23 protein-coding genes are annotated in these 25,466 nt (G+C 62.1%); 14 read left to right on the plus strand and 9 right to left on the minus strand.

The window, feature by feature from the left end:
* Window positions 1-283: 283 nt before the first annotated feature.
* From HX851_RS33140 to aspA, 5 genes are all read right to left on the minus strand, one after another.
* Window positions 284-652: an SgcJ/EcaC family oxidoreductase gene (locus HX851_RS33140; protein WP_368670153.1), complete on the minus strand. Its 369-nt coding sequence runs from the start codon at window positions 650-652 to the stop codon at window positions 284-286.
* Entirely contained in the window at window positions 633-803 is a 171-nt protein-coding gene (locus tag HX851_RS45265) for a hypothetical protein (RefSeq protein ID WP_256262433.1), read from the minus strand. The genes HX851_RS33140 and HX851_RS45265 overlap by 20 nt, the downstream gene beginning before the upstream one ends.
* A 445-nt stretch (window positions 804-1,248) precedes the next feature.
* Window positions 1,249-2,253: an asparaginase gene (locus HX851_RS33145; protein WP_177066521.1), complete on the minus strand. Its 1,005-nt coding sequence runs from the start codon at window positions 2,251-2,253 to the stop codon at window positions 1,249-1,251.
* A gap of 136 nt (window positions 2,254-2,389) precedes the next feature.
* Window positions 2,390-3,838: an alanine/glycine:cation symporter family protein gene (locus tag HX851_RS33150; RefSeq protein WP_177058442.1), complete on the minus strand. Its 1,449-nt coding sequence runs from the start codon at window positions 3,836-3,838 to the stop codon at window positions 2,390-2,392.
* A 435-nt stretch (window positions 3,839-4,273) separates the two neighbouring features.
* Window positions 4,274-5,698, minus strand: a complete 1,425-nt coding sequence (gene aspA, locus HX851_RS33155; protein ID WP_177058441.1) for an aspartate ammonia-lyase — start codon at window positions 5,696-5,698, stop codon at window positions 4,274-4,276.
* A 184-nt stretch (window positions 5,699-5,882) separates the two neighbouring features.
* On the opposite strand from aspA, the gene HX851_RS33160 reads away from it, so the two are divergent.
* The 5 genes from HX851_RS33160 to HX851_RS33180 all read left to right on the plus strand — a co-directional run bounded on the left by HX851_RS33160 (window position 5,883) and on the right by HX851_RS33180 (window position 9,805).
* Window positions 5,883-6,800 (plus strand): LysR substrate-binding domain-containing protein, encoded by a 918-nt coding sequence (locus tag HX851_RS33160; protein WP_177058440.1) that lies wholly within the window; start codon window positions 5,883-5,885, stop codon window positions 6,798-6,800.
* Between the two features lie 448 nt (window positions 6,801-7,248).
* On the plus strand, window positions 7,249-7,740 hold the full coding sequence (gene purE / locus HX851_RS33165; protein WP_177058439.1) for a 5-(carboxyamino)imidazole ribonucleotide mutase: 492 nt from the start codon (window positions 7,249-7,251) through the stop codon (window positions 7,738-7,740).
* A gap of 11 nt (window positions 7,741-7,751) precedes the next feature.
* Window positions 7,752-8,834, plus strand: a complete 1,083-nt coding sequence (locus HX851_RS33170; protein ID WP_177058438.1) for a 5-(carboxyamino)imidazole ribonucleotide synthase — start codon at window positions 7,752-7,754, stop codon at window positions 8,832-8,834.
* Between the two features lie 109 nt (window positions 8,835-8,943).
* Entirely contained in the window at window positions 8,944-9,189 is a 246-nt protein-coding gene (locus HX851_RS33175) for a GlsB/YeaQ/YmgE family stress response membrane protein (protein ID WP_017124173.1), read from the plus strand.
* Between the two features lie 79 nt (window positions 9,190-9,268).
* Window positions 9,269-9,805 carry a DUF3299 domain-containing protein gene (locus HX851_RS33180; RefSeq protein WP_177058437.1) on the plus strand — a complete coding sequence of 179 codons (537 nt, stop codon included), beginning with the start codon at window positions 9,269-9,271 and terminating at the stop codon, window positions 9,803-9,805.
* Window positions 9,806-9,989: 184 nt separating this feature from the next.
* Here the strand turns inward: HX851_RS33180 and HX851_RS33185 are convergent, their stop codons facing one another.
* The gene (locus HX851_RS33185; protein WP_177066522.1) at window positions 9,990-10,889 is read right to left on the minus strand and encodes a D-hexose-6-phosphate mutarotase; all 900 of its coding nucleotides are present in this window, start codon (window positions 10,887-10,889) and stop codon (window positions 9,990-9,992) included.
* A gap of 54 nt (window positions 10,890-10,943) precedes the next feature.
* Entirely contained in the window at window positions 10,944-11,345 is a 402-nt protein-coding gene (locus HX851_RS33190) for an acyl-CoA thioesterase (RefSeq protein ID WP_017124176.1), read from the minus strand.
* A gap of 354 nt (window positions 11,346-11,699) precedes the next feature.
* Here HX851_RS33190 and HX851_RS33195 point away from each other — a divergent pair, with 354 nt between their 5' ends.
* A complete protein-coding gene (locus HX851_RS33195) occupies window positions 11,700-12,989 on the plus strand; it encodes an MFS transporter (protein WP_177058433.1) in 1,290 nt (429 codons plus the stop codon).
* A gap of 45 nt (window positions 12,990-13,034) precedes the next feature.
* A complete protein-coding gene (locus tag HX851_RS33200; protein WP_177066523.1) occupies window positions 13,035-14,324 on the plus strand; it encodes an MFS transporter in 1,290 nt (429 codons plus the stop codon).
* Between the two features lies 1 nt (window position 14,325).
* Here HX851_RS33200 and HX851_RS33205 read toward each other — a convergent pair whose 3' ends face one another.
* Both HX851_RS33205 and HX851_RS33210 read right to left on the minus strand, forming a co-directional pair.
* Window positions 14,326-14,826: a PIN domain-containing protein gene (locus HX851_RS33205; RefSeq protein ID WP_177066524.1), complete on the minus strand. Its 501-nt coding sequence runs from the start codon at window positions 14,824-14,826 to the stop codon at window positions 14,326-14,328.
* The gene (locus tag HX851_RS33210) at window positions 14,823-15,881 is read right to left on the minus strand and encodes a helix-turn-helix domain-containing protein (protein WP_177066525.1); all 1,059 of its coding nucleotides are present in this window, start codon (window positions 15,879-15,881) and stop codon (window positions 14,823-14,825) included. Before HX851_RS33210 ends, HX851_RS33205 begins: the two co-directional genes overlap by 4 nt.
* Window positions 15,882-16,220: 339 nt before the next feature.
* Here HX851_RS33210 and HX851_RS33215 point away from each other — a divergent pair, with 339 nt between their 5' ends.
* The 7 genes from HX851_RS33215 (at window position 16,221) to HX851_RS33245 (ending at window position 25,351) form a co-directional block, all read left to right on the plus strand.
* Complete coding sequence (locus HX851_RS33215; protein WP_177058425.1) at window positions 16,221-17,222, plus strand: phosphate ABC transporter substrate-binding protein PstS; 1,002 nt, start codon at window positions 16,221-16,223, stop codon at window positions 17,220-17,222.
* Between the two features lie 433 nt (window positions 17,223-17,655).
* Complete coding sequence (locus HX851_RS33220) at window positions 17,656-19,689, plus strand: ABC transporter permease subunit (protein WP_177058532.1); 2,034 nt, start codon at window positions 17,656-17,658, stop codon at window positions 19,687-19,689.
* Between the two features lie 15 nt (window positions 19,690-19,704).
* Window positions 19,705-21,375 carry a phosphate ABC transporter permease PstA gene (gene pstA / locus HX851_RS33225; RefSeq protein ID WP_177058423.1) on the plus strand — a complete coding sequence of 557 codons (1,671 nt, stop codon included), beginning with the start codon at window positions 19,705-19,707 and terminating at the stop codon, window positions 21,373-21,375.
* 132 nt (window positions 21,376-21,507) lie between these two features.
* A complete protein-coding gene (pstB, locus tag HX851_RS33230) occupies window positions 21,508-22,341 on the plus strand; it encodes a phosphate ABC transporter ATP-binding protein PstB (RefSeq protein WP_017124182.1) in 834 nt (277 codons plus the stop codon).
* 119 nt (window positions 22,342-22,460) lie between these two features.
* Window positions 22,461-23,222, plus strand: coding sequence for a phosphate signaling complex protein PhoU (phoU, locus tag HX851_RS33235; protein WP_017124183.1), 762 nt, complete (start codon window positions 22,461-22,463; stop codon window positions 23,220-23,222).
* A 161-nt stretch (window positions 23,223-23,383) separates the two neighbouring features.
* The gene (locus tag HX851_RS33240; protein WP_177058421.1) at window positions 23,384-24,301 is read left to right on the plus strand and encodes a response regulator; all 918 of its coding nucleotides are present in this window, start codon (window positions 23,384-23,386) and stop codon (window positions 24,299-24,301) included.
* A 153-nt stretch (window positions 24,302-24,454) separates the two neighbouring features.
* On the plus strand, window positions 24,455-25,351 hold the full coding sequence (locus tag HX851_RS33245) for a peptidoglycan DD-metalloendopeptidase family protein (RefSeq protein ID WP_177066526.1): 897 nt from the start codon (window positions 24,455-24,457) through the stop codon (window positions 25,349-25,351).
* Window positions 25,352-25,466: the final 115 nt, after the last annotated feature.

Below are 25,466 nucleotides of genomic sequence, written 5' to 3' on the forward strand. Positions count from 1 at the left end.
GGCGAGTCCATCCAATTACAAAGGTGCACTTTTGATCGTTCCCACGCTCCAGCGTGGGAATGCAGCCCGTGACGCTCTGCGTCACAGAGCGTCCATAGAGGCGTTACCACGTGGAGCGTGGGAACGATCTGCTGGGCAGTGACAAACGGAGACTAGTCACGTGGCAGGACAGGCGCAATGACGTGGGGATTTTCTAGGAAACGTCACTCAAGCAAAAGGGATTTGCCCGAAGTTCTGATGGGCCACCCCAAGGGGAGGCCCGCTCGCGATCCTGTCGCCCCGGTTATTTCTCCGGCATGGCCGAGGAGTGGTGCGTGGAGATTTTCCAGTCCTGGCCATTCCAGGCGTAGGTGAAGGTGTAGCGGGCGGAGACGCTCGACTGGTCCTTGAAGGCGAAGGTGTAGGTGCCGGTGTCGATGGCCTCGTTGCAACCGATGCGAATGGTCCGGCTGTCTATCTTGCCTACCGGTTTATTGGCCAGGAAATGCTCGAAGTAGTCGACCCGCTCGGCATCGGTCATCCGCACCTTGTTCGAAACAGTGGGCAGCAACACCGCGTCGGGCAGATACTTGTCCGCTACTTTACGGGCATCGCCGGTTTGCAGTGCATTGTTCCAGTCATCAAACAGGCTTTCAATCTTTGAAGTTTCCACCGGACTGCAGGCCTGTGGTTTTGCAGCAAAGGCCGATACGGAAAAAAGACTGCACAGGGCAGTTATCGCGATCTGTTTTTTCATGGTTTTTCTCTGGTTTTCCTATGGCTGTACTGACAGCGTCTGAATAAGAAAGAGCCAAGGCTTCCATGACCGCACACCCGATCCGTTCGAGACGGGAGGCCCGCATTATCCAACTGATGCCCGGGTATCAGCCGGGCCGCTGTGCTTGGGTTCGCTGATAACGGATAAACAAGACCCACGCGCAAGTCGACGCTTATAGACAGGCGTGACACTACGTCGGCGAATTATCCGAAGTTATCGAGTTAAAGTAACAAGCGGCTCAATATGGGTATTTACTGAGCTTCTGTTATTAGTTGCAAACGGTGTTTAGGTCCGAGGTTAAAAACAGGTTTGTTTGTGATTTGCAACTTTTACCAGCCTACCCGAGGCGCTTGTGCAGGAGTAGTGTAGGAATGGTGTATAGGAATAATCCTACATATATATCGGGCGGTTCAGGTTGGCAGGGTAGGACGCAAGAGTTGGCCTCCAGTGCGCGGGTGCTCACTGGAGGTCGGGTGTTACATGGGGTTCTTTCAGCTCAGTTCGCCGCACAGGTCCAGTTCGACCAGGCGTCGCACTTCAGCCGATGCCAGGCCCGCGCCGAGCAGGGCATGCAGCTTGCCGAACACCGCTTCACGGGTCATGCCGCCGCCGGACAGCACGCCGACACCGCGCAATCGGCTACCGGCTTCGTAGACGTCCAGTTCGACGCCGCCTTCATGGCACTGGGTGATCGCCACAACGACGATGCCCAGTTTCTGTGCCCGCTGGAGGCTGGCGAGGAACGCCGGGTTATCGCTCGGCCCGGTGCCGCTGCCGAAGCACTCCAGCACCAGTGCCTGGATGCCGCTGTCGATCATGCCGTCCAACTGCGCGGCGTCGATGCCCGGAACCAGTGGCAGGACACCGACCGTCGTCAATTGGCGGGCCTGGTGATAGTCCAGCTGCACCGGCAAGGCTGTGGCCTTGGCCGCGCCACCGGCACGATTGAGGGCGGCGAACGGATGACGGCCAAAGCTGCGGATCTTCGCGCAACGGGTCGGCGAGAGCATTTCGCCATGGAAATGCAGGTGCACGCCGGGTGCGAGGCCCTGGCCGAGGGCGACCAGTGCACCGCAGACGTTTTCCCAGGCATCGCTGTCCGGTACACCCGCCGGCAGCATGGAGCCGGTAAACACCACCGGTGCCCGCAGGCCCAGCAACTGGAAGCTCATGGCCGCCGCGCTGTAGGCCAGGGTATCGGTGCCATGCAGGACCAGCACGCTATCGCACTGTTGTTGCTCTACCGCCTCGACTACCGCGTCCCGCAGGCGCAGCCAGTACTCGGGGGTCATGTTGGCGCTGTCGATCAGCGGGGCCATCTCGCGAAAGCGCCATTGGGGAACGACCAGTGCCGGTTGGCTGTGCAGATGCTCGCGCATCCGTGCTTCGAAACCGGAAGCCGGGGCCAGGCCACCGGCGCTGGTCTGCATGCCGATGGTGCCACCGGTGTAGAGCACCATGACGTGCCGTGCGGCGGGATATGTGGCGGAATTCATTGATGGTTCTCCTTGACGAATACACCCTGCGCCGCAGCATGCCTGCGGGCGCAAGGTGTGTCACGTCGGGCGGCTGGGACGCCACCCGGTGGATCTTTCGCATCGGACGGCAGGGCGCCGCCCGGGGGGACGGCGATCAGCGTTGCGTGGCAGGCACGCCCTGGGCCGCTTCCTGCTCGCGGGACACCGGCTCGCCCGGAGTGGTCGGCCAGGCTTTCAGGTCCAGATCCAGGTCGGCGAACTTGCTGGAGTCGAACACTGGCTGCTTGACGCCGGCGCGGCGCTGGTCGTCATAGTCGCGCAGGACACGCATGCCGATCTTGAACAGCAGGGCCAGGGCGATCAGGTTGACGAAGGCCAGGCAGGTCATGGTGATGTCGGCAAAGGCGAACACGGTCGACAGGTTCTGCATCGAACCCCAGACCACCAGTGCCAGCACCAGGCCGCGATACACCATCAGCACCGCGCGGTTGCGGGTGAGGAACTGCAGGCTGGTTTCACCCAGGTAGTAGTTGTAGAGGATGCAGGTGAAGACGAACAGCGACAGGGCGACGCTGACGAACACGCGACCCCAGTCACCCACTACCGCGGCCAGGGAGTTCTGGGTCAGGACGATGCCGTCACCTTCGAAGCCCGGGGTGTAGAAGCCCGACAGCAGGATCAGCAGTGCGGTACAGGTACAGATCACGAAGGTGTCGAGGAACACGCTGAACGCCTGGACCACACCCTGGGCACCCGGGTGCTTCACAGCGGCCACGGCGGCGACGTTCGGTGCGCTGCCCAGACCGGCTTCGTTGGCGAACACGCCGCGCTTCACGCCCATGACGATGGCCGTGCCGAGCAGGCCGCCGAACGCAGGGTCAAGACCGAAGGCGCTCTTGAAGATGGTTTCCAGCATGGCCGGAACGTGGTCGATCTGGCTGCCGATCACGTACAGGGTGACGCCAATGTAGGCCAGGGTCTTGACCGGAACCAGCAGGTCGGAGACCGCGGCGATACGCTTGATGCCGCCGAGGAATACGATAGCCAGCAGTACGGCCAGGGCGATACCGGTGTGGTTCGGCGAGAAGCCGAAGGCGTTCTGCAGCGAGTGGGTGACGGTGTACGACTGCAGGCCGTTGAAGGCGAAGCCGTAGGTGACCAGCAGCAGGATGGAGAACACCACCGCCATGCCCTTGAGTTTAAGGCCGTGCTGGATGTAGTAGGCCGGACCGCCACGGTACAGGCCATCGCCATCGGCGCGCTTGTAGACCTGGGCCAGGGTACATTCGAAGAAGCTGCTGGACATGCCCACCAGTGCGGTGACCCACATCCAGAACACGGCACCCGGACCGCCGAGGGTCACGGCGATGCCGACACCGGCGATGTTACCGGCGCCGACGCGGCCGGCGAGGCTCAGCATCAAGGCCTGGAACGAACTGAGTTGGCCTGCCTGGCCGCGAAGGGACTCCTTGAAGACCGAGAACATGTGGATGAAGTGGCGTAACTGTACGAAACGCGAGCGGATCGTGAAGTAGCTACCGAGCCCGACAATGAGCACGATCAGTACTTTCCCTGAGAGGAAGTCGTTAATGACTTCGAGCATGGATGGTTCCTCGCTGTTTTTGTGATGCAAAGGCGGCTCGTTTGAAATATCGCGTTACACCCGGTGTTACAGGGCAGTGTGGGCTGGCGATAAATCGTCCCGAGCTTTCGCGGGTTGTTTTTAGTGTTGTTTCGCGTGTTTCGGTTCCACTGTGCCGCGGATCGCTTACGCGAAGAGGGGCGGCACTATACCGATCAGGACCGCCAACGTCTGCACGGCCTGTCATTTTTCATCTTTGCACCCTGGAACCGCGTCCTAGAAGCCTCGCCAGTCGGTTGGCGAGTATTGCGCGTCTGCTGAACGGTTGTCGGGAACGGTGTTGCCATGAAAAATCAGTTAAAAAAAAGGGCCTGAAGAGTGACCTTCAGGCCCTCAAAAGGTGAGAGGTGTCTAGTCCCTCGACCTGGTGAGCGGTGTACGATCCGGCACTGAGGGTCAGGCCTTCAGTGGAACCAGACGTGGAGCAATCATGTTTTCCGGGCGCAGGATATCGGCGAGCATCGCATCGTCGAGCAGGCCTTCCTCGCGCACCAGTTCCAGTACGCCGCGGCCGCTTTCGAGGGCGATGCGGGCGATCCGGGTGGCGTTTTCATAGCCGATGTACGGGTTCAGCGCGGTGACCAGGCCGATGGAGTGTTCCACCAGTTCGCGGCAGCGGGCTTCGTTGGCGGTGATGCCGACGATGCAGTGTTCGCGCAGCATGTCCATGGCGCGTTGCAGCAGGCGGATCGAGTCGAAGATCTTGAAGGCGATCAGCGGTTCCATCACGTTCAGTTGCAGTTGGCCGCCTTCGGCCGCGATGGTCAGGGCCAGGTCGTTGCCGATAATCTGGAACGCCACCTGGTTGACCGCTTCCGGGATCACCGGGTTGACCTTGCCGGGCATGATCGAGCTGCCTGGCTGGCGTGCCGGCAGGTTGATTTCATTGATGCCGGTGCGTGGGCCGCTGGACAGCAGGCGCAGGTCGTTGCAGATCTTCGACAGCTTGACCGCGGTGCGCTTGAGCATGCCGGAGAACAGTACGAAGGCGCCCATGTCGGAGGTGGCTTCGATCAGATCGGCGGCCGGAACCAGCGGCTGGCCACTGATGATCGCCAGGCGGTCGACGGCCAGTTGCTGGTAGCGCGGGTCGGCGTTGATGCCGGTGCCGATGGCGGTGCCGCCCAGGTTGACTTCGGTCAGCACTTCCGGCGCCAGGGTCTTCAGGCGGGCCAGGTCTTCGCTCAGGGTGGTGGCGAAGGCGCGGAACTCCTGGCCGAGGGTCATCGGCACGGCGTCCTGCAATTGGGTGCGGCCCATTTTCAGGACGTGGCTGAACTCTGTACCTTTGGCGGCGAAGGCCTGGATCAGGCTGTCGAGGCTGGCGAGCAGGGCGTCGTGGCCCAGCAGCAGGCCCAGGCGGATGGCGGTCGGGTAGGCGTCGTTGGTCGACTGCGCCATGTTCACGTCGTTGTTCGGGTGCAGGTACTGGTATTCGCCCTTGCTGTGGCCCATGGCCTCCAGCGCGATGTTGGCGATGACTTCGTTGGCATTCATGTTGGTTGAAGTGCCCGCGCCGCCTTGAATCATGTCGACCACGAACTGCTCGTGGAAATCACCGCGGATCAAGCGGGCACAGGCCTCGCTGATGGCGGCGTGCTTGGCTTCGCTCAGGTGACCCAGCTCGCGGTTGGCGTCGGCTGCGGCCTGTTTGACCATGGCCAGGGCCACGACCAGTTTCGGGTAATGCGAAATCGGAACGCCGGAGAGGCGGAAGTTGTTCACCGCTCGCAGGGTCTGGATGCCGTAGTACGCGTCGGCAGGTACGTCGAGTACGCCAAGCAGGTCTTTTTCTGAGCGGAAAGATGCAGCAGAGGACATGATAGAAATCATCTCGAAATGGACCCGGTCAATGCCGGAACGTTGGCAATGCTAGGCTTGAGGGAATTTTTGGGCCAATGCTGTTCGGCACTGCCCTATGCACAAACGGCATAATGTCGGTGTGACGCATTGTGTGTGGCGAGCGTGTGAACCAAAATGGTGCGCTTGGAAGAGGGAAGGGCCAATGAATCTCGAAAGCAAATGGTTGGAAGATTTCAGTGCCCTGGCGGCGACCCGCAGCTTTTCCCAGGCTGCCGAGCGCCGTTTCGTCACGCAGCCGGCGTTCAGCCGACGGATTCGCAGCCTGGAAGCGGCGCTGGGGCTGACCCTGGTCAATCGCTCGCGCACGCCGATCGAACTGACGGCGGCCGGGCAGTTGTTCCTGGTGACGGCGCGGACGGTGGTCGAGCAACTGGGCGAGGTGGTGCGCCATCTGCATCATCTGGAAGGCGGGCAGGGCGAGGTCATGCAGGTGGCGGCAGCGCATTCCCTGGCGCTGGGGTTCTTTCCGCGCTGGATCGCGCAATTGCGCAATGAAGGACTGAACATCGCCACGCGGCTGGTGGCGACCAACGTCGGCGATGCGGTGCATGCGTTGCGCGAGGGCGGCTGCGACCTGATGCTGGCGTTCTACGACCCGGATGCGGCGTTGCAGATGGACGCGGAGATCTTCCCGTCGCTGCACCTGGGGCATACCGAAATGCTTCCGGTATGCGCGGCGGGAGCGGACGGCAAGCCGTTGTTCGACCTCGAAGGCGAGGCCAGCGTGCCGTTGCTGGCCTACAGCGCCGGGGCGTTTCTCGGGCGTTCGGTGAACCTGCTGCTGCGCCAGCGCAACCTGCGTTTCACCACGGTGTACGAGACCGCCATGGCCGACAGCCTCAAGAGCATGGCGCTGGAGGGCCTGGGCATCGCCTGGGTGCCGCAGTTGAGCGTGCGCGCCGAGCTGGCGCGGGGTGAACTGGTGGTCTGTGGCGGCGCGCAATGGCATGTGCCGCTGGAGATCCGTCTGTATCGCTGCGCGCTGGTGCGCAAGGCGAATGTGCGCTTGTTGTGGCGCAAGCTGGAAGGCGGTGCGGCGCAGACGCCGGCCCCGGTCTGAATGCTACCCGACCCGTAGGAGCCGGCTTGCCGGCGATGAGGCCCTTGAGCCTTGCATTGCTCTTGCGACCGCAATCGCTGGCAAGCCAGCTCCCACAGGATCGGGGCTCCCCACGGACTATCGTCCAGCCTGGGACCTTGTAGGAGCCGGCTTGCCGGCGATGGGGCCCTTGAGCCTTGCATTGCTCTTGCGGCTGCAATCGCTGGCAAGCCCGCTCCCACAATGTCCTGGATTGACCTGAAAGTCAGGTAAACCGGCTTTCAGCGGCTAAAGTTCAGCTCACGACAGACGGTCGCAGAAAGTGCGTATAGCGCAGAATTTTCGGTATACTGCGCGGCCTTCGGCCGGTTCGCCCGGCCATCATTCGTATAACAAGCCACGCCGGTCTTCCCGCGTGGCTTGTTGTTTTTTGACGCGCCCGCGGGCGCCCAAGAGAAGAGGCACGACGATGAGCGCACTGGTTGGCGTGATCATGGGCTCCAAGTCCGATTGGTCCACCCTTAGCCACACCGCCGATATGCTGGAAAAGCTCGGCATCCCTTACGAGGTGAAAGTGGTTTCGGCCCATCGCACCCCGGACCTGCTGTTCCAGTACGCCGAAGAGGCCGAGACCCGTGGCATCGAGGTGATCATCGCCGGTGCCGGTGGCGCGGCCCACCTGCCGGGCATGTGTGCGGCCAAGACCCACCTGCCGGTGCTGGGCGTGCCGGTGCAGTCGTCGATGCTCTCGGGCGTGGACTCGCTGCTGTCGATCGTGCAGATGCCCGCCGGCATCCCGGTCGCCACCCTGGCCATCGGCAAGGCCGGCGCGATCAACGCCGCGCTGCTGTCGGCGAGCATCCTGGGCGCCAAGCATCCGCACTTCCATACCGTGCTGAAGAAATTCCGTGCTGAACAGACAGACAGCGTGCTGGATAATCCAGACCCGCGCGTCGCCTGAGGTTTTTGACGATGAAGATCGGTGTAATCGGTGGTGGCCAGCTCGGCCGCATGTTGGCCCTGGCGGGTACGCCGCTGGGCATGAACTTCGCTTTCCTCGATCCGGCGCCGGATGCCTGCGCAGCCGCCCTGGGCGAACATCTGCGAGCCGACTACGGCGATCAGGATCACCTGCGCCAGCTGGCCGATGAAGTCGACCTGGTGACCTTCGAGTTCGAAAGCGTCCCGGCGGAAACCGTAGCCTTCCTGTCGCAGTTCGTGCCGGTCTACCCGAGCGCCGAAGCCCTGCGCATCGCCCGCGATCGCTGGTTCGAAAAGAGCATGTTCAAGGACCTGGGGATCCCGACCCCGGCCTTCGCCGATATCCAGTCCCAGGCGGACCTGGACGCGGCGGTCGCCAGCATCGGCTTGCCGGCCGTGTTGAAGACCCGCACCCTGGGTTACGACGGCAAGGGCCAGAAAGTCCTGCGTACCCCGGCCGATGTGGTCGGCACCTTTGCCGAGCTGGGCAGCGTCGCCTGCCTGCTGGAAGGCTTCGTGCCGTTCACCGGCGAAGTCTCGCTGATCGCCGTGCGTGCCCGCGACGGTGAAACCCGTTTCTATCCGCTGGTGCACAACACCCACGACAGCGGCATTCTCAAGCTGTCGGTCGCCAGCACCGACCATCCGTTGCAGGCCCTGGCCGAAGACTATTCCAGCCGGGTGCTCAAGCAACTGGACTATGTCGGCGTGATGGCCTTCGAGTTCTTTGAAGTCGACGGCGGCCTCAAGGCCAACGAGATTGCCCCGCGTGTGCACAACTCCGGGCACTGGACCACCGAAGGCGCCGAGTGCAGCCAGTTCGAAAACCACCTGCGGGCGGTCGCCGGCCTGCCGCTGGGCTCGACCGCCAAGGTCGGCGAGAGTGCGATGCTGAACTTTATCGGCAGCGTGCCGCCGGTGGAGAAGGTCATTGCCATCGCCGACTGCCACCTGCACCACTACGGCAAGGCCTTCAAGGCCGGGCGCAAGGTCGGCCACGCCAACCTGCGCTGCGCCGACAAGGCCACGCTGCAGCAGCAGATCCTGCGGGTCGAAGCGCTGATCGCCGAGTAAAGATATCCCTTTGCGGCGGGAACCATCGGATCCTGCCATCCTCTGATGGCAGGACGCCAAAGCGCTGGCTAGGCTTTGGCGTGTGGCTCACTCACTCAGAGGCAACGTCATGGGAATCATTGGCACCATTTTCATCGGTCTTATCGTCGGTCTCGTGGCGCGTTTCCTCAAGCCGGGCGATGACAGCATGGGCTGGATCATGACCATCCTGCTGGGGATCGGCGGTTCACTGGCGGCGACCTACGGTGGCCAGGCACTGGGCATCTACCAGGCCGGGCAAGGCGCGGGCTTTATCGGCGCGGTCGTTGGTGCGATTGTCCTGCTGGTGATCTACGGTCTGATCAAAAAGAACTGATCGAACTGACCAGGCCCTCTGCGCGCGGCGCGCGCGGAGGGCTAGAATGCTCGTCTGACTTCCTGTTGCCGAGCCCCTCATGCGCCGTCTTCTGTTGACACTCCTTTTGCTGGGCTGCGGCCTGGCCCACGCGGGCGAGCTCCCGGAAACCGACTGGCTGGAACTGATGCCCAAGTCGGATCAGAAAGCCCTCGAAGACATGCCGGAAATCAGCCACGACTCGCCTGAGGCCAACGGCACCTTTACCGCCAAGGGCGGCTTGAAGCAGAGCAAGGGCTTGCCGGCGGTGATGTATTCGACCAAGACCGTCGCGGCCATGAACGGCAAGGACATTCGTATCGGTGGTTATCCGGTGCCGCTGGAAACCGACGCCAAGGGCCGCAGCACCCTGTTTTTCCTGGTTCCCTATCCGGGCGCCTGCATCCACGTGCCGCCGCCGCCGCCGAACCAGCTGGTGCTGGTGCGTTATCCCAAGGGCCTGAAGCTGGACGATATCTACACGCCGCTGTGGGTGACCGGAACCCTGAAGGTCGAGAAGGTCAGCAACGACCTGGCCGATGCGGCGTATGCACTGGATGCGGGGAAGGTGCGGGTGGTGAAGGAGTCGGATCTTTAAAGAACAGATCGTTCCCACGCTCCAGCGTGGGAATGGCTCACTGGACGCTCCGCGTCCGCTCTTTTTGACGCAGAGCGTCACGGACTGCATTCCCACGCAGAGCGTGGGAACGATCATGAATGAGGTCGCTGGTTTTAGGGCCGCTTCGCAGCCCAGCGCGGGCAAGCCCGCTCGCCACGGGGTATTACAGGCGCTGACTGCCGATCGTCACGCCCAGCGTATGGCTGGCGCCCGGTGCCAGCGTCACCACGTCATCCATCACGTTCGCGGTTTCGATGCAGAGCATCTTCTGCCAGCCGTCGTCGGCCATGTCGCTGAACTGGCTGGCGCGGCCGATCCACGGGTTCCAGATCACCGCCGAGCGCGAGCCGCTGGTGTTCAGTTCGATACGCCGTTCCCAGGCCGGGTCGACGATGCTCAACTGCGCCGGCGCGTCCTGGTAGATACGGTCGGTTTCAGCGGCGAAACGCAAATCGCCCTGTTGCAGGACCGGCTTCCAGTCATCCGCGGTATCGATATAGGTCAGGCCGTCCACGCCTTCGACATGCACGTTGCGCACATCGCTGACGGCGAAATAGGTGTGCAGCGCCTGGCTGAGGGTGACCGGGTGATCATCGAGGTTTTCACTGGTGAGGCTGATCCGCAACCGCTCGCCCAGGTGAATCGCCAGCTTGAGCCCGACCTTGTGCGGCCAGCCCGGAAAACCGCCCTCGGGCAGTGACACGGCGAATTCCGCGAGCACACCGTCGTCTTCGGCCTGGATACCGAGCAACGTCCACTCCAGTGTCCTGACGAAACCATGGGCGGTTGGCGGCTCGCTGCTCTGGCGCATCGCCTGGACGCTGTCCGGGTTGCGCGGGAACACCCCGAACCACGGCCAGCACACCGGCACACCGGCGCGAATGCTCTTGCCGTGTTTGAACTCGGCCTGGTCGTTGAGCCAGATCAGCGGCGGTTGCCCGGCCAACTGATAACTGAGGATATGCGCGCCTTGCTGGGCAACCAGCAATTCGGCCTGACCGTGGCGAATCCGCCAGCAGTTCAGTTCATCCAGCTTGACCGTTTCAACGTAGGGCGTACTCATGGTGTTCTCGCTCGGCAACAGGAACTGCAATGGACCGCAAAAAACCGCCCGGGTTTAGCGCCGTGGCGGTACGGAGCGGGTACGGCCGCTGCCATCGATGGCGACGAACACGAACACCGCTTCGGTGACCTTGCGCCATTCGCTGGACAGCGGGTCGTCGCTCCACACCTCGACCATCATCTTGATCGAGCTGCGGCCGATTTCCAGGGCCTGGGTATAAAAGGACAGTTGCGCGCCGACCGCGACCGGCACTAGGAACGCCATGCGGTCGATGGCGACCGTGGCCACGCGGCCGCCGGCCACCTTGCTGGCCATCGCCGTACCGGCGAGGTCCATCTGGTTGACCAGCCAGCCACCATAAATGTCGCCGAAACCGTTGGTTTCACGCGGGAGCGCGGTGATCTGCAGGGCGAGATCGCCTTGCGGGATTGGGTCTTCTTGTTCGAGTTCGATCATACGGGGGGTGCCTCTGACCCGTGACGCTACGTTGGTACTGCCGGTGAATAGCCGTCTTCAGGAAAAACGATTCAGCTCGAACATACTACGTTCGTCACGTTTCTCTAAGGCGTACTAAAGGGAAACTCTGCGAAACCGGCTGGAATGGCTTTCCAGCGGCGTTTTTGCACAGCATCCATCATGGCGACACTGACCAGTATATCGATCGACCCGCTCGACTACGACCATCAGAAAGCCCTTTCGATCGCTCTATATCGGGCCATCATTTACTTTCTGAAACATTTTGTTATCTTTTTCCCGCCTTGTGCACCTCTCCGCTGCGACTCCGTCCGTATCGACCCCCGGGATATCTTCATGACCACCGTGCCTTTGAGTGTCGCGCAGCCTGCTCGTGCGCTGAATCGAGATGACTACAGGACGCTTTCATTATCGGCCCTGGGCGGGGCGCTGGAGTTCTATGACTTCATCATCTTCGTGTTTTTCGCGGCGGTGGTCGGCAAGCTGTTTTTTCCACCGCAGATGCCTCAGTGGCTGCAATTGACGCAAACGTTTGGCATTTTTGCCGCCGGTTATGTCGCCCGCCCCCTGGGCGGTATCGTCATGGCGCATTTTGGCGACCTGCTGGGGCGCAAGAAGATGTTCGCGCTGGGGATTTTCCTGATGGCCGTGCCCACCCTGGTGATGGGCCTGCTGCCCACTTATGCACAGATTGGCCTGTGGGCGCCGATCCTGTTGCTGCTGATGCGCCTGATCCAGGGCGCGGCGATTGGCGGTGAAGTGCCGGCGGCCTGGGTGTTCGTCGCCGAGCATGCGCCGCAGCGGCGCATGGGCCTGGCCTGCGGGATCCTGACCTTCGGCCTGACCATCGGCATTCTCCTGGGCTCGCTGGTCGCGACCGCGATCAACCGCAACTACAGCCCGGTGGAAATCGCCGACTTCGCCTGGCGGATTCCTTTCCTGCTGGGCGGGCTGTTCGGCCTGCTCGCGGCCTTCCTGCGTCGCTGGCTGCATGAAACCCCGGTGTTCCTGGCCTTGCAGCAGCGCCAGGCACTGGCGGCGGAAGTCCCGCTGCGCACGGTATTGCGTGGCCATCGCGAAGGCATCGTGATCTCGGTGCTGCTGACCTGGCTGCTGTCGGCGGGCGTGGTGGTGGTGATCCTCATGACCCCGACCGTGTTGCAGGCCGTTTACCATTTCGCTCCGCTGGTGACCTTGCAGGCCAACAGCCTGGCGACCATCAGCCTGGCCATCGGCTGCATCCTGGCCGGCACCCTGGTGGACCGCTTCGGCGCGGGCCGGGTGCTGATGATCGGCTGCGCGTTGCTGATGCTGAGCTTCTGGACCTTCTACACCCGCCTGCAGGACCACCCGCAATGGCTGTTCGCGCTCTACGCCCTGAGCGGTTTGCTGACCGGCACGGTCAGTGTCGTGCCGTTCGTGATGGTCAATGCATTCCCGGCGGCGATACGTTTTACCGGTTTATCATTTTCCTACAACCTGGCTTATGCGATCTTTGGTGGCCTGACACCGGTGATCGTCACTCTGATGCTCAAGGAAAGCCCGTTGGGCCCGGCTTACTATGTCTTGATCATAGGTGGCGTGGGCTTGCTGGTCGGGGCCTACCTGTGGAGAAACGACCGTTGAGGCCGGGTAACCACCATGACCTACTAATATAAGAGAAGCCTTGCAATGAGCACTGTGTCTCCCAGCCTTGCGCAACCTTCGCGCCCGCTGACCCGTAATGACTACAAGACGCTGTCGCTGTCTGCCCTGGGAGGTGCGCTGGAGTTCTACGACTTCATCATTTTCGTGTTCTTCGCGGCGGTGGTGGGCAAGTTGTTCTTCCCGGCGGACATGCCGGAATGGCTGCGCCTGATGCAGACTTTCGGCATCTTCGCCGCCGGTTACCTGGCGCGTCCCCTGGGCGGTATCGTCATGGCGCACTTCGGTGACCTGTTGGGGCGCAAGAAAATGTTCACCCTGAGCATTTTCCTGATGGCCGTGCCGACCCTGATCATGGGCCTGCTGCCGACCTACGCGCAGATCGGCATCTGGGCGCCGATCCTGCTGCTGCTGATGCGGGTGATCCAGGGCGCCGCCATCGGTGGTGAAGTGCCGGGCGCCTGGGTCTTCGTCGCCGAACACGTACCGGAACGGCAGATCGGCTTTGCCTGTGGCACCCTGACGTCGGGCCTGACCGCCGGTATCCTGCTGGGCTCCCTGGTGGCCACGCTGATCAACACCCTCTATACCCCGGTCGAAGTGAGCGATTACGCCTGGCGTATCCCGTTCCTGCTGGGCGGTGTGTTCGGCCTGTTTTCGGTGTACCTGCGTCGCTGGTTGCACGAAACCCCGGTGTTCGCCGAACTGCAGCAACGCAAGGCGCTGTCCGATGGCATTCCCCTGGGCGCGGTACTGCGTGATCACCGCGGGGCGATCGTGATCTCGATGCTGCTGACCTGGCTGTTGTCCGCCGGCGTGGTGGTGGTGATCCTGATGACCCCGACCGTGCTGCAGACCGCCTACCACTTCGCCCCGACCGTCTCGCTGGAGGCCAACAGCCTGGCGACGGTCTGCCTGACGTTGGGCTGCATCATCTCCGGCGCACTGGCCGACCGTTTCGGCGCGGGCCGCGTGTTCGTGGTCGGCAGCCTGGCGCTGATGGCGACCTTCTGGACCTTCTACAGCACCCTGCCGACCCATCCCGAGTGGCTGTTCCCGCTGTACGCCCTGAGCGGCCTGTTCGTCGGCACCATCGGCGCCGTGCCGTATGTCATGGTCAAGGCCTTCCCGGCAGTGGTGCGCTTCAGCGGCCTGTCGTTCTCCTACAACCTGGCGTACGCGATCTTCGGCGGCCTGACCCCGATGGTGGTCACCCTGCTGCTCAAGGAGAGCCCGATGGGCCCGGCGTATTATGTTGCAATAATTTGCAGCGTCGGCGTGCTGGTCGGCGGCTACCTTTGGGCGAAGGGCCGCTAGCTTATAGAAGCTGACACCCTCGCCTGCGGCTGATCCGGACACGGCATTCCTGCTCGGGTAGCCGTGCCCCCTGAGCTGTCATGCTTTCCAGTGAGTCGGCTGCCCGGGCGGGGGTGACGACAGTGTGCTCCACCATCAGATCCAGCAGCCAGAGCGCTCCACGTACCTGTAGCCCGTCACGTAACGCCTGGCGCCTGAGTCTGCCATCCCCGGTCAGAAGCGGGCGCCCTGTTTCCTGGGCCAGCAAATAGCATGAGACGTCGGCCAGGGAGCTGTTGTTGTGTTCTATCTTGAGCGTGAACAGCCTCATTACCCCATCACCGTCAAAAGATTCGACCCGTAACCCATGGGCAAGTAGCTCTTCGCGGGGGAAATCTTTCAATTCTGCCAGTACGAAGTCAGTGCAACACAAGGCGAACGTTAGCCTGAACAACTGCTCCAGCAATCCGGCATTTCTGAAGTCGATCCAGATATTCGTATCGCTGACGTAGATCAGACTCATGCACTCTCCAGTGATCCCAGAAAGTTCGGGTCAAGGGCGGTTACGGGCTTGCGTAAAAATTCGGCAGCACGGGACTGGGTGATCAAGCCTTCCGCATATCCCCAGAACACCAGTGATTCGAAGCGATGGGGAGCCCTGCATGGCATGGGCTCGGGTTCTGATTTGCGCCAGCCGTTGGCGCTGAATCGAATGATGAGGGATTTATAGCCATTCTCGCTGAGCAGATTCAGGTCCTTGAGCCTGCGTAACGCCGCGTGCATCGAGAGTCCATATTGGCGCTTGGCAATCAGCAGTTCGCGTGGATGTACTTTCGATCTGGGGTGATGGCCGAAATCGCCGATGACGCATTTGGCCGGATAAAGGAAAGCCCCAGCGAAGCGATGGCAGCAGTTTTCCTTGTCCCGCTCAGGCATCGCCTCGGGGAGTCGCATGACCCAGTGCCCCAGCTCATGGGCAGCGGTGAACCTGATGCGTTCACCGGGACGTTCGCTATTGAGCGCAATCAGCACATGGTGTCCGTCACGGGTGGCGGCACAGGCACCGTCGAAGTCATCCGGCCCCTTGAGCATGACCACCTTGATGCCATGTTCTTCCAGTTGCTCGCTCAAGTGGGAAACCGGGTCGCCACCAATGCCCCAGAATTCTCGCAAGGTCTGTGCGGCCTGCTCTGCCTCGTCCGCACAGGTCACGGGAATCATCTGGGCGGGAGTGGTGGAAGTCAGGATATCCAGGGGGTCGAAACACGCTTCCAGGGCGATATAACGCTCAAGGTATTCGCGCATCTGCTCTTCAACCTGAACCTGGCGGTACCGGGGCATCCTGGCCAGTTTGCGAAACTCCAGGGGAGCCAGCACCACCGAGTGCGCGCGGAAGAAGTACTCAGGGCTCATATCCAGAGCCCTGGACAATTGCAGCAGGCGTGTAGAGCTCGGAGTCACCAACCCTTTCTCATACTTGCTGAGGGCCTGCTTGGTGATATCCCCCATCTGAAGTGCCAGGGCCTCGAGAGTCATGCCTCGTAGCAGCCGGGCCTGGCGGATTCGGTCGTTGATCATGAAACCTCCTCAAGGTTGACAAATTTGTATTTTAGCTATGTTTTGTCAACTGGAGAGAAGTTTCAAGATGTAGCCGATCACTGCCGATTGCCTGGGCTCAGACCTGGATGGTGGCGGCAATGGTTTACAGAGTGTTTCTAAATGATGCGGAGCTTGTGCCGGGAATCTGGCTGAACGCGTGAAAATCCAAGGTTTTCAGGGGCTTTTCACAAAGGTTGGGATCGTTCTGTTTGATGCTGGCCTTTCATCTAATTGTCACATACCAGTCATAGAGTGTTCATGCGGCCTGCCGATACTTGGCCCCGATCCAACTTTAACCCTCTCTGCTAGGAGCAAGGCATGAAACTGAAACGTTTGATGGCGGCAATGACTTTTGTCGCTGCTGGCGTCGCGACTGCCCACGCGGTGGCCGCTGGTGTGGACCCGGCCATTCCTTCGTACACGAAGACCACCGGTGTGTCGGGTAACCTGTCCAGCGTCGGTTCCGATACCCTGGCAAACCTCATGACCCTGTGGGCTGAGAACTACAAGAAAGAATACCCGAACGTGAACATTCAGATTCAGGCCGCCGGTTCCGCTACCGCGCCACCTGCCCTGACTGAAGGCACCTCGAACCTGGGCCCGATGAGCCGCAAGATGAAGGACACCGAACTGGCTGCCTTCGAGCAGAAGTACGGCTACAAGCCGACCGCCATCCCGGTCGCCGTGGACGCCTTGGCGGTATTCGTGCACAAGGACAACCCGATCCAGCACCTGACCATGGAACAGGTCGATGCGATCTTCTCCTCGACTCGTCTGTGCGGCGCCAAAGCCGACGTCAAGACCTGGGGCGACCTGGGCGTGACCGGCGACCTGGCCAACAAGCCGGTCCAGCTGTTCGGTCGTAACTCGGTATCCGGCACCTACGGCTACTTCAAGGAAGAAGCCCTGTGCAAAGGCGACTACAAGCCTAACGTCAACGAACAGCCAGGTTCGGCTTCCGTTGTGCAGTCCATCAGCTCCTCGCTGAACGGCGTCGGCTACTCGGGTATCGGCTACAAGACCGCCAGCGTGAAAACCGTTGCCCTGTCGAAGAAAGGCAGCACCGAGTTCATCGAAGACAGCGAAGAAAACGCACTGAACGGCAAATACCCGCTGTCGCGTTTCCTCTACGTCTACGTCAACAAGGCTCCGAACAAGCCTCTGGCCCCGCTGGAAGCCGAGTTCGTGAAACTGGTTCTGTCCAAACAGGGCCAGGAAGTTGTCGTGAAGGACGGCTACATCCCACTGCCAGCCAAAGTCGCCGCCAAGGCACTGGCTGACCTGGGTCTGAAAGAAGGTGGCGAAGTCGCCAAGAAGTAAGCCTTAATCCGGAGCGCTGCTCCGGCATGTGGGAGCCGGCTTGCCGGGACGCCGGACCGCCGCGAAGGCGTCCGCTCCCACACACCAATTTCCGAATCCGCTGCCAGCCATGCTGGGCGGCGGCTTCCGTGCGTCACTGCACTGTCATCTTTCTGTCATACAGGATCGCTAGGGTGTGCGCATGAACGATCTGGCCAATTCCACCATGACTACGACTTCTCCCCCCAAGCGCATTGACTTCAATACGCCTGAACTCAAACGCAAGCGTCGCATTCGCGCGCTCAAGGACCGCCTGACCCGCTGGTATGTGTTTGTCGGCGGCCTGGCCGTCCTGGCGGCGATCACGCTGATCTTCTTCTTTCTCGCCTATGTCGTGGTGCCGCTGTTCCAGGGCGCTTCGCTGACCGCGGAAAAAGCTATTACCCCGGCCTGGATGCGTGATGCCGGCAACCCCCTGATGATCTCCCTGGAAGAGCAGAACCAGGTGGGCATGCGGGTTTCCGATCTGGGGCAGGTGCTGTTCTTCTCCGTTGCCGATGCCACGGAACTGTCCCGGGTCAACCTGCCGATTCCGGCGGACACCAAGGTAACGTCCATCAGCAAGGACCAGCCGGGTATCCCGCTGGTGATCGTCGGCCTGTCCAACGGCCAGGCCCTGGTGTTCCGTCATACCTATAAAGTGACGTACCCGGACGGCAAGAAGACCATCTCCCCGGCGGTTGAATACCCTTACGGCGAAACCCCGATCACCCTCGATGGCCAGGGTCACGCGCTTGAGCACGTGAACCTCAACGCCACCGATACGACGCTGATCGTCGTGGGCTCCAGTGGTGCGCAACTGCATGTGCAGGCGCTGACCAAGGAAGAGAACATGATGACCGGCGAGGTCACCAGCGAGCAGAAGAGCATCGACCTGCCGCAGATGACCGAGCCGGTGAAAGCCATCTACATCGATCCGCGCCAGCAATGGCTGTACGTGATCAACGGGCGTGCCCAGGCCGATGTGTTCAGCTTGCGCGACAAGAGCCTGAACGGTCGCTATAAGCTGCTGGACGATGCCAACACCGAAGTGACCGCCAGTACCCAACTGGTGGGCGGCATCTCGCTGATCATCGGTGACTCCAGGGGCGGTCTGGGCCAGTGGTTCATGGCCCGCGACCCGGATGGCGAACTGCGCCTGAAACCGATCCGCAGCTTCCAGATGGGCACCACGCCGATCGTCGAGATCACCGCCGAAGAACGTCGCAAGGGCTTTGTCGCCCTGGACGCTTCCGGCAAGCTCGGCGTGTTCCACAGTACCGCGCACCGCACGTTGCTGGTGGACCAGGTGGTCGACGGTCCGGGTGTCTTCGGCCTGTCGCCGCGGGCCAACCGGGTGATCGTCGAGCAGGGCGGCAAGATCCAGCCGCTGGCCCTCGACAACCCGCACCCGGAAGTTTCCTGGAGCGCGTTGTGGAGCAAGGTCTGGTACGAGAACTACGACGCGCCCAAGTACGTCTGGCAATCGACCGCCGCCAACACCGACTTCGAGCCCAAGCTGAGCCTGTCGCCGCTGACCTTCGGCACCCTGAAGGCCGCGTTCTACGCCATGCTGCTGGCTGCACCGCTGGCCGTCGCCGCCGCGATCTACACCGCCTACTTCATGGCTCCGGGCATGCGCCGCAAGGTCAAGCCGGTGATCGAACTGATGGAAGCGATGCCGACGGTGATCCTCGGCTTCTTCGCCGGCCTGTTCCTGGCACCGTATGTCGAAGGGCATCTGCCGGGGATCTTCAGCCTGCTGATGTTGCTGCCGATCGGCATCCTGGTCGCCGGTTTCGCCTGGAGCCGCCTGCCCGAGTCGCTGCGCCTGCGGGTGCCGGATGGCTGGGAAAGCGCGATCCTGATCCCGGTGATCCTGTTCGTCGGCTGGTTCTCGCTGTTCATGAGCCCGCACCTGGAGAACTGGTTCTTCGGCGGTGACATGCGCATGTGGATCTCCCATGACCTGGGCATCACCTACGACCAGCGCAACGCCCTGGTGGTTGGCCTGGCCATGGGCTTCGCGGTGATCCCGAACATCTACTCGATCGCCGAAGACGCCGTGTTCAGCGTGCCGCGCGGCCTGACCCTGGGGTCCCTGGCCCTGGGCGCCACGCCCTGGCAGACCATGACGCGGGTGGTGATCCTCACCGCCAGCCCGGGCATCTTCTCGGCGTTGATGATCGGCATGGGCCGTGCCGTCGGCGAAACCATGATCGTGCTGATGGCCACCGGCAACACCCCGGTGATGGAGATGAACCTGTTCGAAGGCCTGCGCACCCTGGCGGCCAACGTGGCGGTGGAGATGCCGGAGTCGGAAGTGGGCGGTAGTCATTACCGCGTGCTGTTCCTCTCGGCACTGGTGCTGCTGCTGTTCACGTTCATCATGAACACCCTCGCGGAACTGATTCGTCAGCGTCTGCGCAAGAAATACTCGTCGCTTTAATAAAGGTAGAAGTCTGTGAAACAGAACTCCCTGAACAGCTGGTTCAAGAGCGGCGCCCCTGGCGTCTGGATCAGCGGTGGTGCGGTGTCCATCGCGGTCATCATGACCATCGGCCTGCTGGCGGTGATTGCGGTTCGCGGCCTGGGTCATTTCTGGCCGGCGGATATCGTCCACGCCCAGTACAACATCCCGGGCCAGGCCAACCAGATCGTGGTCGGCGAAGTGGTGCAGAAGGAAGAAGTGCCGCGTGCACGCCTCAAGTCGGCCGGCTTGCCGGTGCCGGATCAGGGCCCCGAGTTCATGACCCGGGAACTGATCAAGGTCGGTAACCGCGACCTGAACGGCAACGACTTCACCTGGGTCGTCGGCGAGTGGCTGACCGAGCAGAGCACGCCGGCGCAACTGATGACCGTCGAGCGTCGTGAGTGGGGCAACTTCTACGGCACCCTGGTCAACGTCAAGGAAGACGGCAAGGTCATCGCCGAAGGGCAGGCCGCCTGGCCTGAACTGCAGGCGCGTATCGACCGTGTCAACGATCTGGCCAGGCAGCTCAAGAGCCTGGAAAAAACCGATATCGGCGCGATCAACGCCGGTCTCGAGCGGATTCGCCTGCATGGCCGCAAGCTTGAGCTCGAAGGCAAGCTCGACGCTACCGCCCAGGCCGACATGGACGCCGAGAAGGCCGAGCTGAATGCCCGTTACCAGGCCATCGAGGCCCGCCTGAGCGATCTGCACACGCAGTTCAACCGCGACAGCCTGACGGCCCGCGATGGCAACGGCAAGGAACTGGAAATCGGCATCGGCAAGGTGGTGCATGCCTACCAGCCGAATGCCATGGGCAGCCTGACCAAGGTCGGTTTCTACTTCGGCAAGGTCTGGGAATTCCTCAGCGACGACCCGCGTGAAGCCAACACCGAAGGCGGGATCTTCCCGGCGATCTTCGGTACCGTGATGATGACCCTCATCATGGCGATGATCGTGACGCCGTTCGGCGTACTGGCGGCGGTCTACCTGCGCGAATACGCCAAGCAGAACCTGCTGACCCGGATCATCCGTATCGCCGTGAACAACCTGGCCGGTGTGCCGGCTATCGTCTACGGCGTGTTCGGCCTGGGTTTCTTCGTCTATGTGCTGGGCGGTTCGCTCGACCGGTTGTTCTTCCCCGAAGCCCTGCCGGCGCCGACCTTCGGCACCCCAGGCCTGCTCTGGGCCTCACTGACCCTGGCGCTGCTGGCGGTGCCGGTGGTGATCGTGGCGACCGAGGAAGGCCTGGCGCGGATTCCCCGCACCGTGCGTGAAGGTTCGCTGGCCCTGGGCGCGACCAAGGCCGAGACGTTGTGGAAGATCGTGCTGCCGATGGCCAGCCCGGCGATGATGACCGGCATGATCCTCGCCGTGGCCCGTGCCGCCGGCGAGGTGGCGCCGCTGATGCTGGTGGGTGTGGTGAAACTGGCGCCGTCGCTGCCGGTGGACGGCAACTACCCGTACCTGCACCTGGACCAGAAGATCATGCACCTGGGCTTCCACATCTACGACGTCGGCTTCCAGAGCCCGAACGTCGAGGCGGCGCGTCCGCTGGTGTATGCCACGGCGTTGCTGCTGGTGCTGGTGATCGCCACGCTGAACCTGTCGGCCGTGTGGATCCGCAACCACCTGCGCGAGAAGTACAAGGCGCTGGATAGTTAAGAACATCTACCCCATCCACCGTAGGAGCCGGCTTGCCGGCGATAGCGGCCGATCAGGCGCTACAAGGCTTACTGGCCCCATCGCCGGCAAGCCGGCTCCCACAATGAATATGTCAGCGCAGGGAGTTTACCCATGCAGCATGAAACCCATACCCACGGCATCAACATGTCCGCCCTGGGTCGCAGCAAGCAGAGCCTGGACCTGGCAAGCGAAACCGTGGCCATCGAAGTCCCGGGCCTGAGCCTGTTCTACGGTGAGAAGCAGGCGTTGTTCGACGTCAGCATGAACATCCCCAAGCAGCGCGTGACCGCCTTTATCGGCCCGTCCGGCTGCGGCAAGTCGACCCTGCTGCGCACCTTCAACCGGATGAACGATCTGGTCGACGGTTGCCGCGTACAGGGCGAGATCAACCTCTACGGCAACAACATCTACCGCAAGGGCGAGGACGTGGCCGAGCTGCGCCGCAAGGTCGGCATGGTGTTCCAGAAGCCGAACCCGTTCCCCAAGACCATCTATGAAAACGTGGTCTATGGCTTGCGCATCCAGGGTATCAACAAGAAGCGTATCCTCGATGAGGCCGTGGAATGGGCCCTCAAGGGCGCGGCCCTGTGGGATGAAGTGAAGGACCGCCTGCACGATTCGGCACTCGGCCTGTCCGGCGGCCAGCAGCAGCGCCTGGTCATCGCCCGTACCATCGCCGTGGAGCCGGAAGTCCTGCTGCTCGACGAGCCGTGCTCGGCCCTCGATCCGATCTCGACCCTCAAGGTCGAAGAGCTGATCTACGAATTGAAATCAAAGTTCACCATCGTCATCGTGACCCACAACATGCAGCAGGCGGCTCGGGTTTCCGACTACACCGCGTTCATGTACATGGGCAAGCTGGTGGAGTTTGGCGACACCGATACCCTGTTCACCAATCCGGCGAAGAAGCAGACCGAAGACTACATCACCGGTCGTTATGGCTAGGAGCAGTGGCAAGCCGCGAGCCTAGAAGCGGCGCAATGGAAGCCGAGCGAGTTCAGATCAACCCATAACTGCTTGAAACGTGCAGCCTGAAACCTGCCTGTTTCGCGGAGCGAATCCCGATGATTGATAAAGACGGTCTTACCCACCATATCTCCGCGCAGTTCAATGCGGAGCTGGAAGAAGTACGCAGCCACCTGCTGGCCATGGGCGGGCTGGTGGAAAAGCAGGTCAACGACGCGGTCACCGCGCTGATCGAGGCCGATTCGGGCCTGGCCCAGCAAGTGCGCGAGATCGATGACCAGATCAACCAGATGGAACGCAATATCGACGAGGAATGCCTGCGCATCCTCGCCCGTCGCCAGCCGGCGGCGTCTGACCTGCGGCTGATCATCAGCATCTCCAAGTCGGTGATCGATCTCGAGCGCATCGGCGACGAAGCGACCAAGATCGCCCGTCGCGCCATCCAGCTGTGCGAGGAAGGTGAAGCGCCGCGTGGTTATGTCGAGGTCCGACATATCGGCGACCAGGTACGCAACATGGTGCGTGACGCCCTGGACGCCTTTGCCCGCTTCGACGCCGAGCTGGCGTTGTCGGTGGCGCAGTACGACAAGATCATCGACCGTGAATACAAGACCGCCCTGCGTGAGCTGGCCACCTACATGATGGAAGACCCGCGCTCTATCTCGCGGGTCCTGAGCATTATCTGGGTGCTGCGCTCGCTGGAGCGGATCGGCGACCACGCGCGCAATATTTCCGAACTGGTGATCTACCTGGTCCGCGGCACCGATGTGCGGCACATGGGCCTCAAGCGTATGCGCCAGGAAGTTGAGGGTACCTTGTCCGAAACCGCTAATGTTCCCGGCGAAGCTGACGATAAGTAAGATTGCCCGAGAGAAACGCCCGGCCTAAGGTCGGGCGTTTTTGTTTGTGGCGTACGAATTCTACGCGCACCCGCGAACGATAAAGTCCCGGCGTGACTCATCAGTTTTGGGCAAATAGCCATTAGCCAGTATGCTGGCCGGGATTTTTAGAGGAATGGTCAATGAGTAAAGTCAGTGTGTTGGTGGTGGATGACGCATCGTTCATCCGCGATCTGGTGAAAAAGTGCCTGCGCAATTACTTCCCGGGCATCCGGATCGAAGACGCCGTCAACGGTCGCAAGGCCCAGGCGATGCTGGCGCGCGAAGCGTTCGATCTGGTGCTGTGCGATTGGGAAATGCCCGAAATGTCCGGCCTGGAGCTGCTGACCTGGTGCCGTGCCCAGGACAACCTCAAGACCATGCCGTTCGTGATGGTCACCAGCCGTGGCGATAAAGAGAACGTGGTGCAGGCGATCCAGGCCGGTGTGTCCGGCTACGTCAGCAAGCCCTTTACCAATGAGCAACTGCTGACCAAGGTCAAGCAGGCGCTGCACAAGGTCGGCAAGCTCGACGCCGTGATGACCGCCCCGACCAAGGCGAGCTCGGCCTTCGCCAACGACTCCCTCAGTGCGCTGACCGGCGGCAAGGCCGCTGTCGTGCTGCCTGCGGCCGCTACGGCGCCTGCCGCGGCCCCGAGCAAGGGTTTGCTCAACAGCCCGCCGGTACGCCCCGTGGCGACGCCTGCAGCCAGTGCGGCCACCGGTGGTCGCGGCCAGGGCCAGTTGCGCCTGTCCAGCGGCACCCAGCAGTGCGTGATCAAGGCGTTGAGCATCAAGGAAGCCTTGCTGGTGGTGCGCCGTGGCGAGGTCCTGCCACAGGTCCTCGAAAGCGCCGTGCTCGACCTGGAGCAGGGCGACAACGCCGAGATCGCCCGCCTCAACGGCTACCTGCACGCGGTCGTCGCCCACGAGCCGAAGCCGGACAGCGACTGGCTGCAACTGACCTTCCGGTTTATCGACCAGGATGCTCAGAAGCTCGACTACATCTCCCGCCTGATCGCCCGCGGCACCGCCCAGAAACACTTCGTTCCCGGGGCCTGAGGCCGGCCTGATAACGCGGTGCGCCTGATGCACCGTGTTGTCTGTCACCCCTGGTGGCGTCTTTCCGACAGTCGCTGATGTCGACGTGATTAACACAAGCTCCATCCGCACCTGCTAGGCTGGCGCTCATGTTCGGTTCGGCGACTCCCGCATATGCTGCTGCGCTTGCTGTTTTCCTGCGGCCTGTTGATGGTCGTCACCTCGGCTGCGGCCATGACGATCTACAAGTACGTGGACGCCAATGGCGTGGTCTCGTACAGCGATCGGCCGGCGCCCGGCGCGCAGGTATTCGTGTTCCGCGATCGGATGGTCGAGCACCTGGAGCGCCAGGTACACCTGGATATTCGCAAGCAGAAGGGTGTCGACAGCGTCTACGTGCGCAACGACCTGTATGCGCCGGTGGAGATCGAGCTGGGCTTCGGCGCGCTGAAGAACGTCAGCGGGGCGCCGCTGCAGCCGATCCGCAAGGTGTTGCCGGCGCGCAGCAGCCAGCGTCTGGCGCTGCTCACCGCGACCCGGCCGGGGCAGCCTTTCCTGTATACCCCCAAGTTCCGTTATTCCCTCGGTGATCCTTCGGGGCAGGCCGAGGGCTATCGTTACCCGTTGCCGTGGCGTGGCGGGCCGTTTCGCCTGACCCAGGGCCCGAACGGTCCCTACAGCCACTTCGGCGCCAAGAGCCGCTACGCGATGGATATCGCCATGCCGGTGGGCACGCCGATCATTGCGGCGCGCGGCGGGGTGGTGGTCAAGACCGAGAGTGCCCAGTCCGGGCGCGGCACGGACCCTTCCGGCAACTTTGTCCGGGTGCTGCACGACGACGGCACCATGGGTGTCTACCTGCACCTCAAGCAAGGTTCGGTCAGCGTGCGCGAGGGCCAGCGCGTGGTGGTGGGCAGCCCGTTGGGGCTGTCGGGCAATACCGGCAACAGCACCGGCCCGCACCTGCACTTCGTGGTGCAGCGCAACACCGGGCTGGGGTTGGTATCGATTCCGTACCAGTTCAACCAGCCGGTGGAGGCGCTACCGAATTTTGCCCAGAGGGGGGAGTAACCAACACCCTTCAGTGAAGGAGACGCTGCGCTTGAAGGCACTACGAACCCTGTAGGAGCTGGCTTGCCAGCGATGGCGGCGGTGAAGCTTGCATCGCAATCGCCGGCAAGCCGGC

The sequence above is a fragment of the Pseudomonas gingeri genome (assembly GCF_013385635.1).
GTDB classification, from domain to species: domain Bacteria; phylum Pseudomonadota; class Gammaproteobacteria; order Pseudomonadales; family Pseudomonadaceae; genus Aquipseudomonas; species Aquipseudomonas gingeri_A.

Coding starts and splice junctions, on each gene's coding strand:
- HX851_RS45265 (WP_256262433.1), bottom strand. CDS start 803: ATGGAAGCCTTGGCTCTTTCTTATTCAGACGCTGTCAGTACAGCCATA.
- HX851_RS33145 (WP_177066521.1), bottom strand. CDS start 2,253: ATGAATTCCGCCACATATCCCGCCGCACGGCACGTCATGGTGCTCTAC.
- HX851_RS33150 (WP_177058442.1), bottom strand. CDS start 3,838: ATGCTCGAAGTCATTAACGACTTCCTCTCAGGGAAAGTACTGATCGTG.
- aspA (WP_177058441.1), bottom strand. CDS start 5,698: ATGTCCTCTGCTGCATCTTTCCGCTCAGAAAAAGACCTGCTTGGCGTA.
- HX851_RS33160 (WP_177058440.1), top strand. CDS start 5,883: ATGAATCTCGAAAGCAAATGGTTGGAAGATTTCAGTGCCCTGGCGGCG.
- purE (WP_177058439.1), top strand. CDS start 7,249: ATGAGCGCACTGGTTGGCGTGATCATGGGCTCCAAGTCCGATTGGTCC.
- HX851_RS33170 (WP_177058438.1), top strand. CDS start 7,752: ATGAAGATCGGTGTAATCGGTGGTGGCCAGCTCGGCCGCATGTTGGCC.
- HX851_RS33175 (WP_017124173.1), top strand. CDS start 8,944: ATGGGAATCATTGGCACCATTTTCATCGGTCTTATCGTCGGTCTCGTG.
- HX851_RS33180 (WP_177058437.1), top strand. CDS start 9,269: ATGCGCCGTCTTCTGTTGACACTCCTTTTGCTGGGCTGCGGCCTGGCC.
- HX851_RS33185 (WP_177066522.1), bottom strand. CDS start 10,889: ATGAGTACGCCCTACGTTGAAACGGTCAAGCTGGATGAACTGAACTGC.
- HX851_RS33190 (WP_017124176.1), bottom strand. CDS start 11,345: ATGATCGAACTCGAACAAGAAGACCCAATCCCGCAAGGCGATCTCGCC.
- HX851_RS33195 (WP_177058433.1), top strand. CDS start 11,700: ATGACCACCGTGCCTTTGAGTGTCGCGCAGCCTGCTCGTGCGCTGAAT.
- HX851_RS33200 (WP_177066523.1), top strand. CDS start 13,035: ATGAGCACTGTGTCTCCCAGCCTTGCGCAACCTTCGCGCCCGCTGACC.
- HX851_RS33205 (WP_177066524.1), bottom strand. CDS start 14,826: ATGAGTCTGATCTACGTCAGCGATACGAATATCTGGATCGACTTCAGA.
- HX851_RS33210 (WP_177066525.1), bottom strand. CDS start 15,881: ATGATCAACGACCGAATCCGCCAGGCCCGGCTGCTACGAGGCATGACT.
- HX851_RS33215 (WP_177058425.1), top strand. CDS start 16,221: ATGAAACTGAAACGTTTGATGGCGGCAATGACTTTTGTCGCTGCTGGC.
- HX851_RS33220 (WP_177058532.1), top strand. CDS start 17,656: ATGCGTGATGCCGGCAACCCCCTGATGATCTCCCTGGAAGAGCAGAAC.
- pstB (WP_017124182.1), top strand. CDS start 21,508: ATGCAGCATGAAACCCATACCCACGGCATCAACATGTCCGCCCTGGGT.
- phoU (WP_017124183.1), top strand. CDS start 22,461: ATGATTGATAAAGACGGTCTTACCCACCATATCTCCGCGCAGTTCAAT.
- HX851_RS33240 (WP_177058421.1), top strand. CDS start 23,384: ATGAGTAAAGTCAGTGTGTTGGTGGTGGATGACGCATCGTTCATCCGC.
- HX851_RS33245 (WP_177066526.1), top strand. CDS start 24,455: ATGCTGCTGCGCTTGCTGTTTTCCTGCGGCCTGTTGATGGTCGTCACC.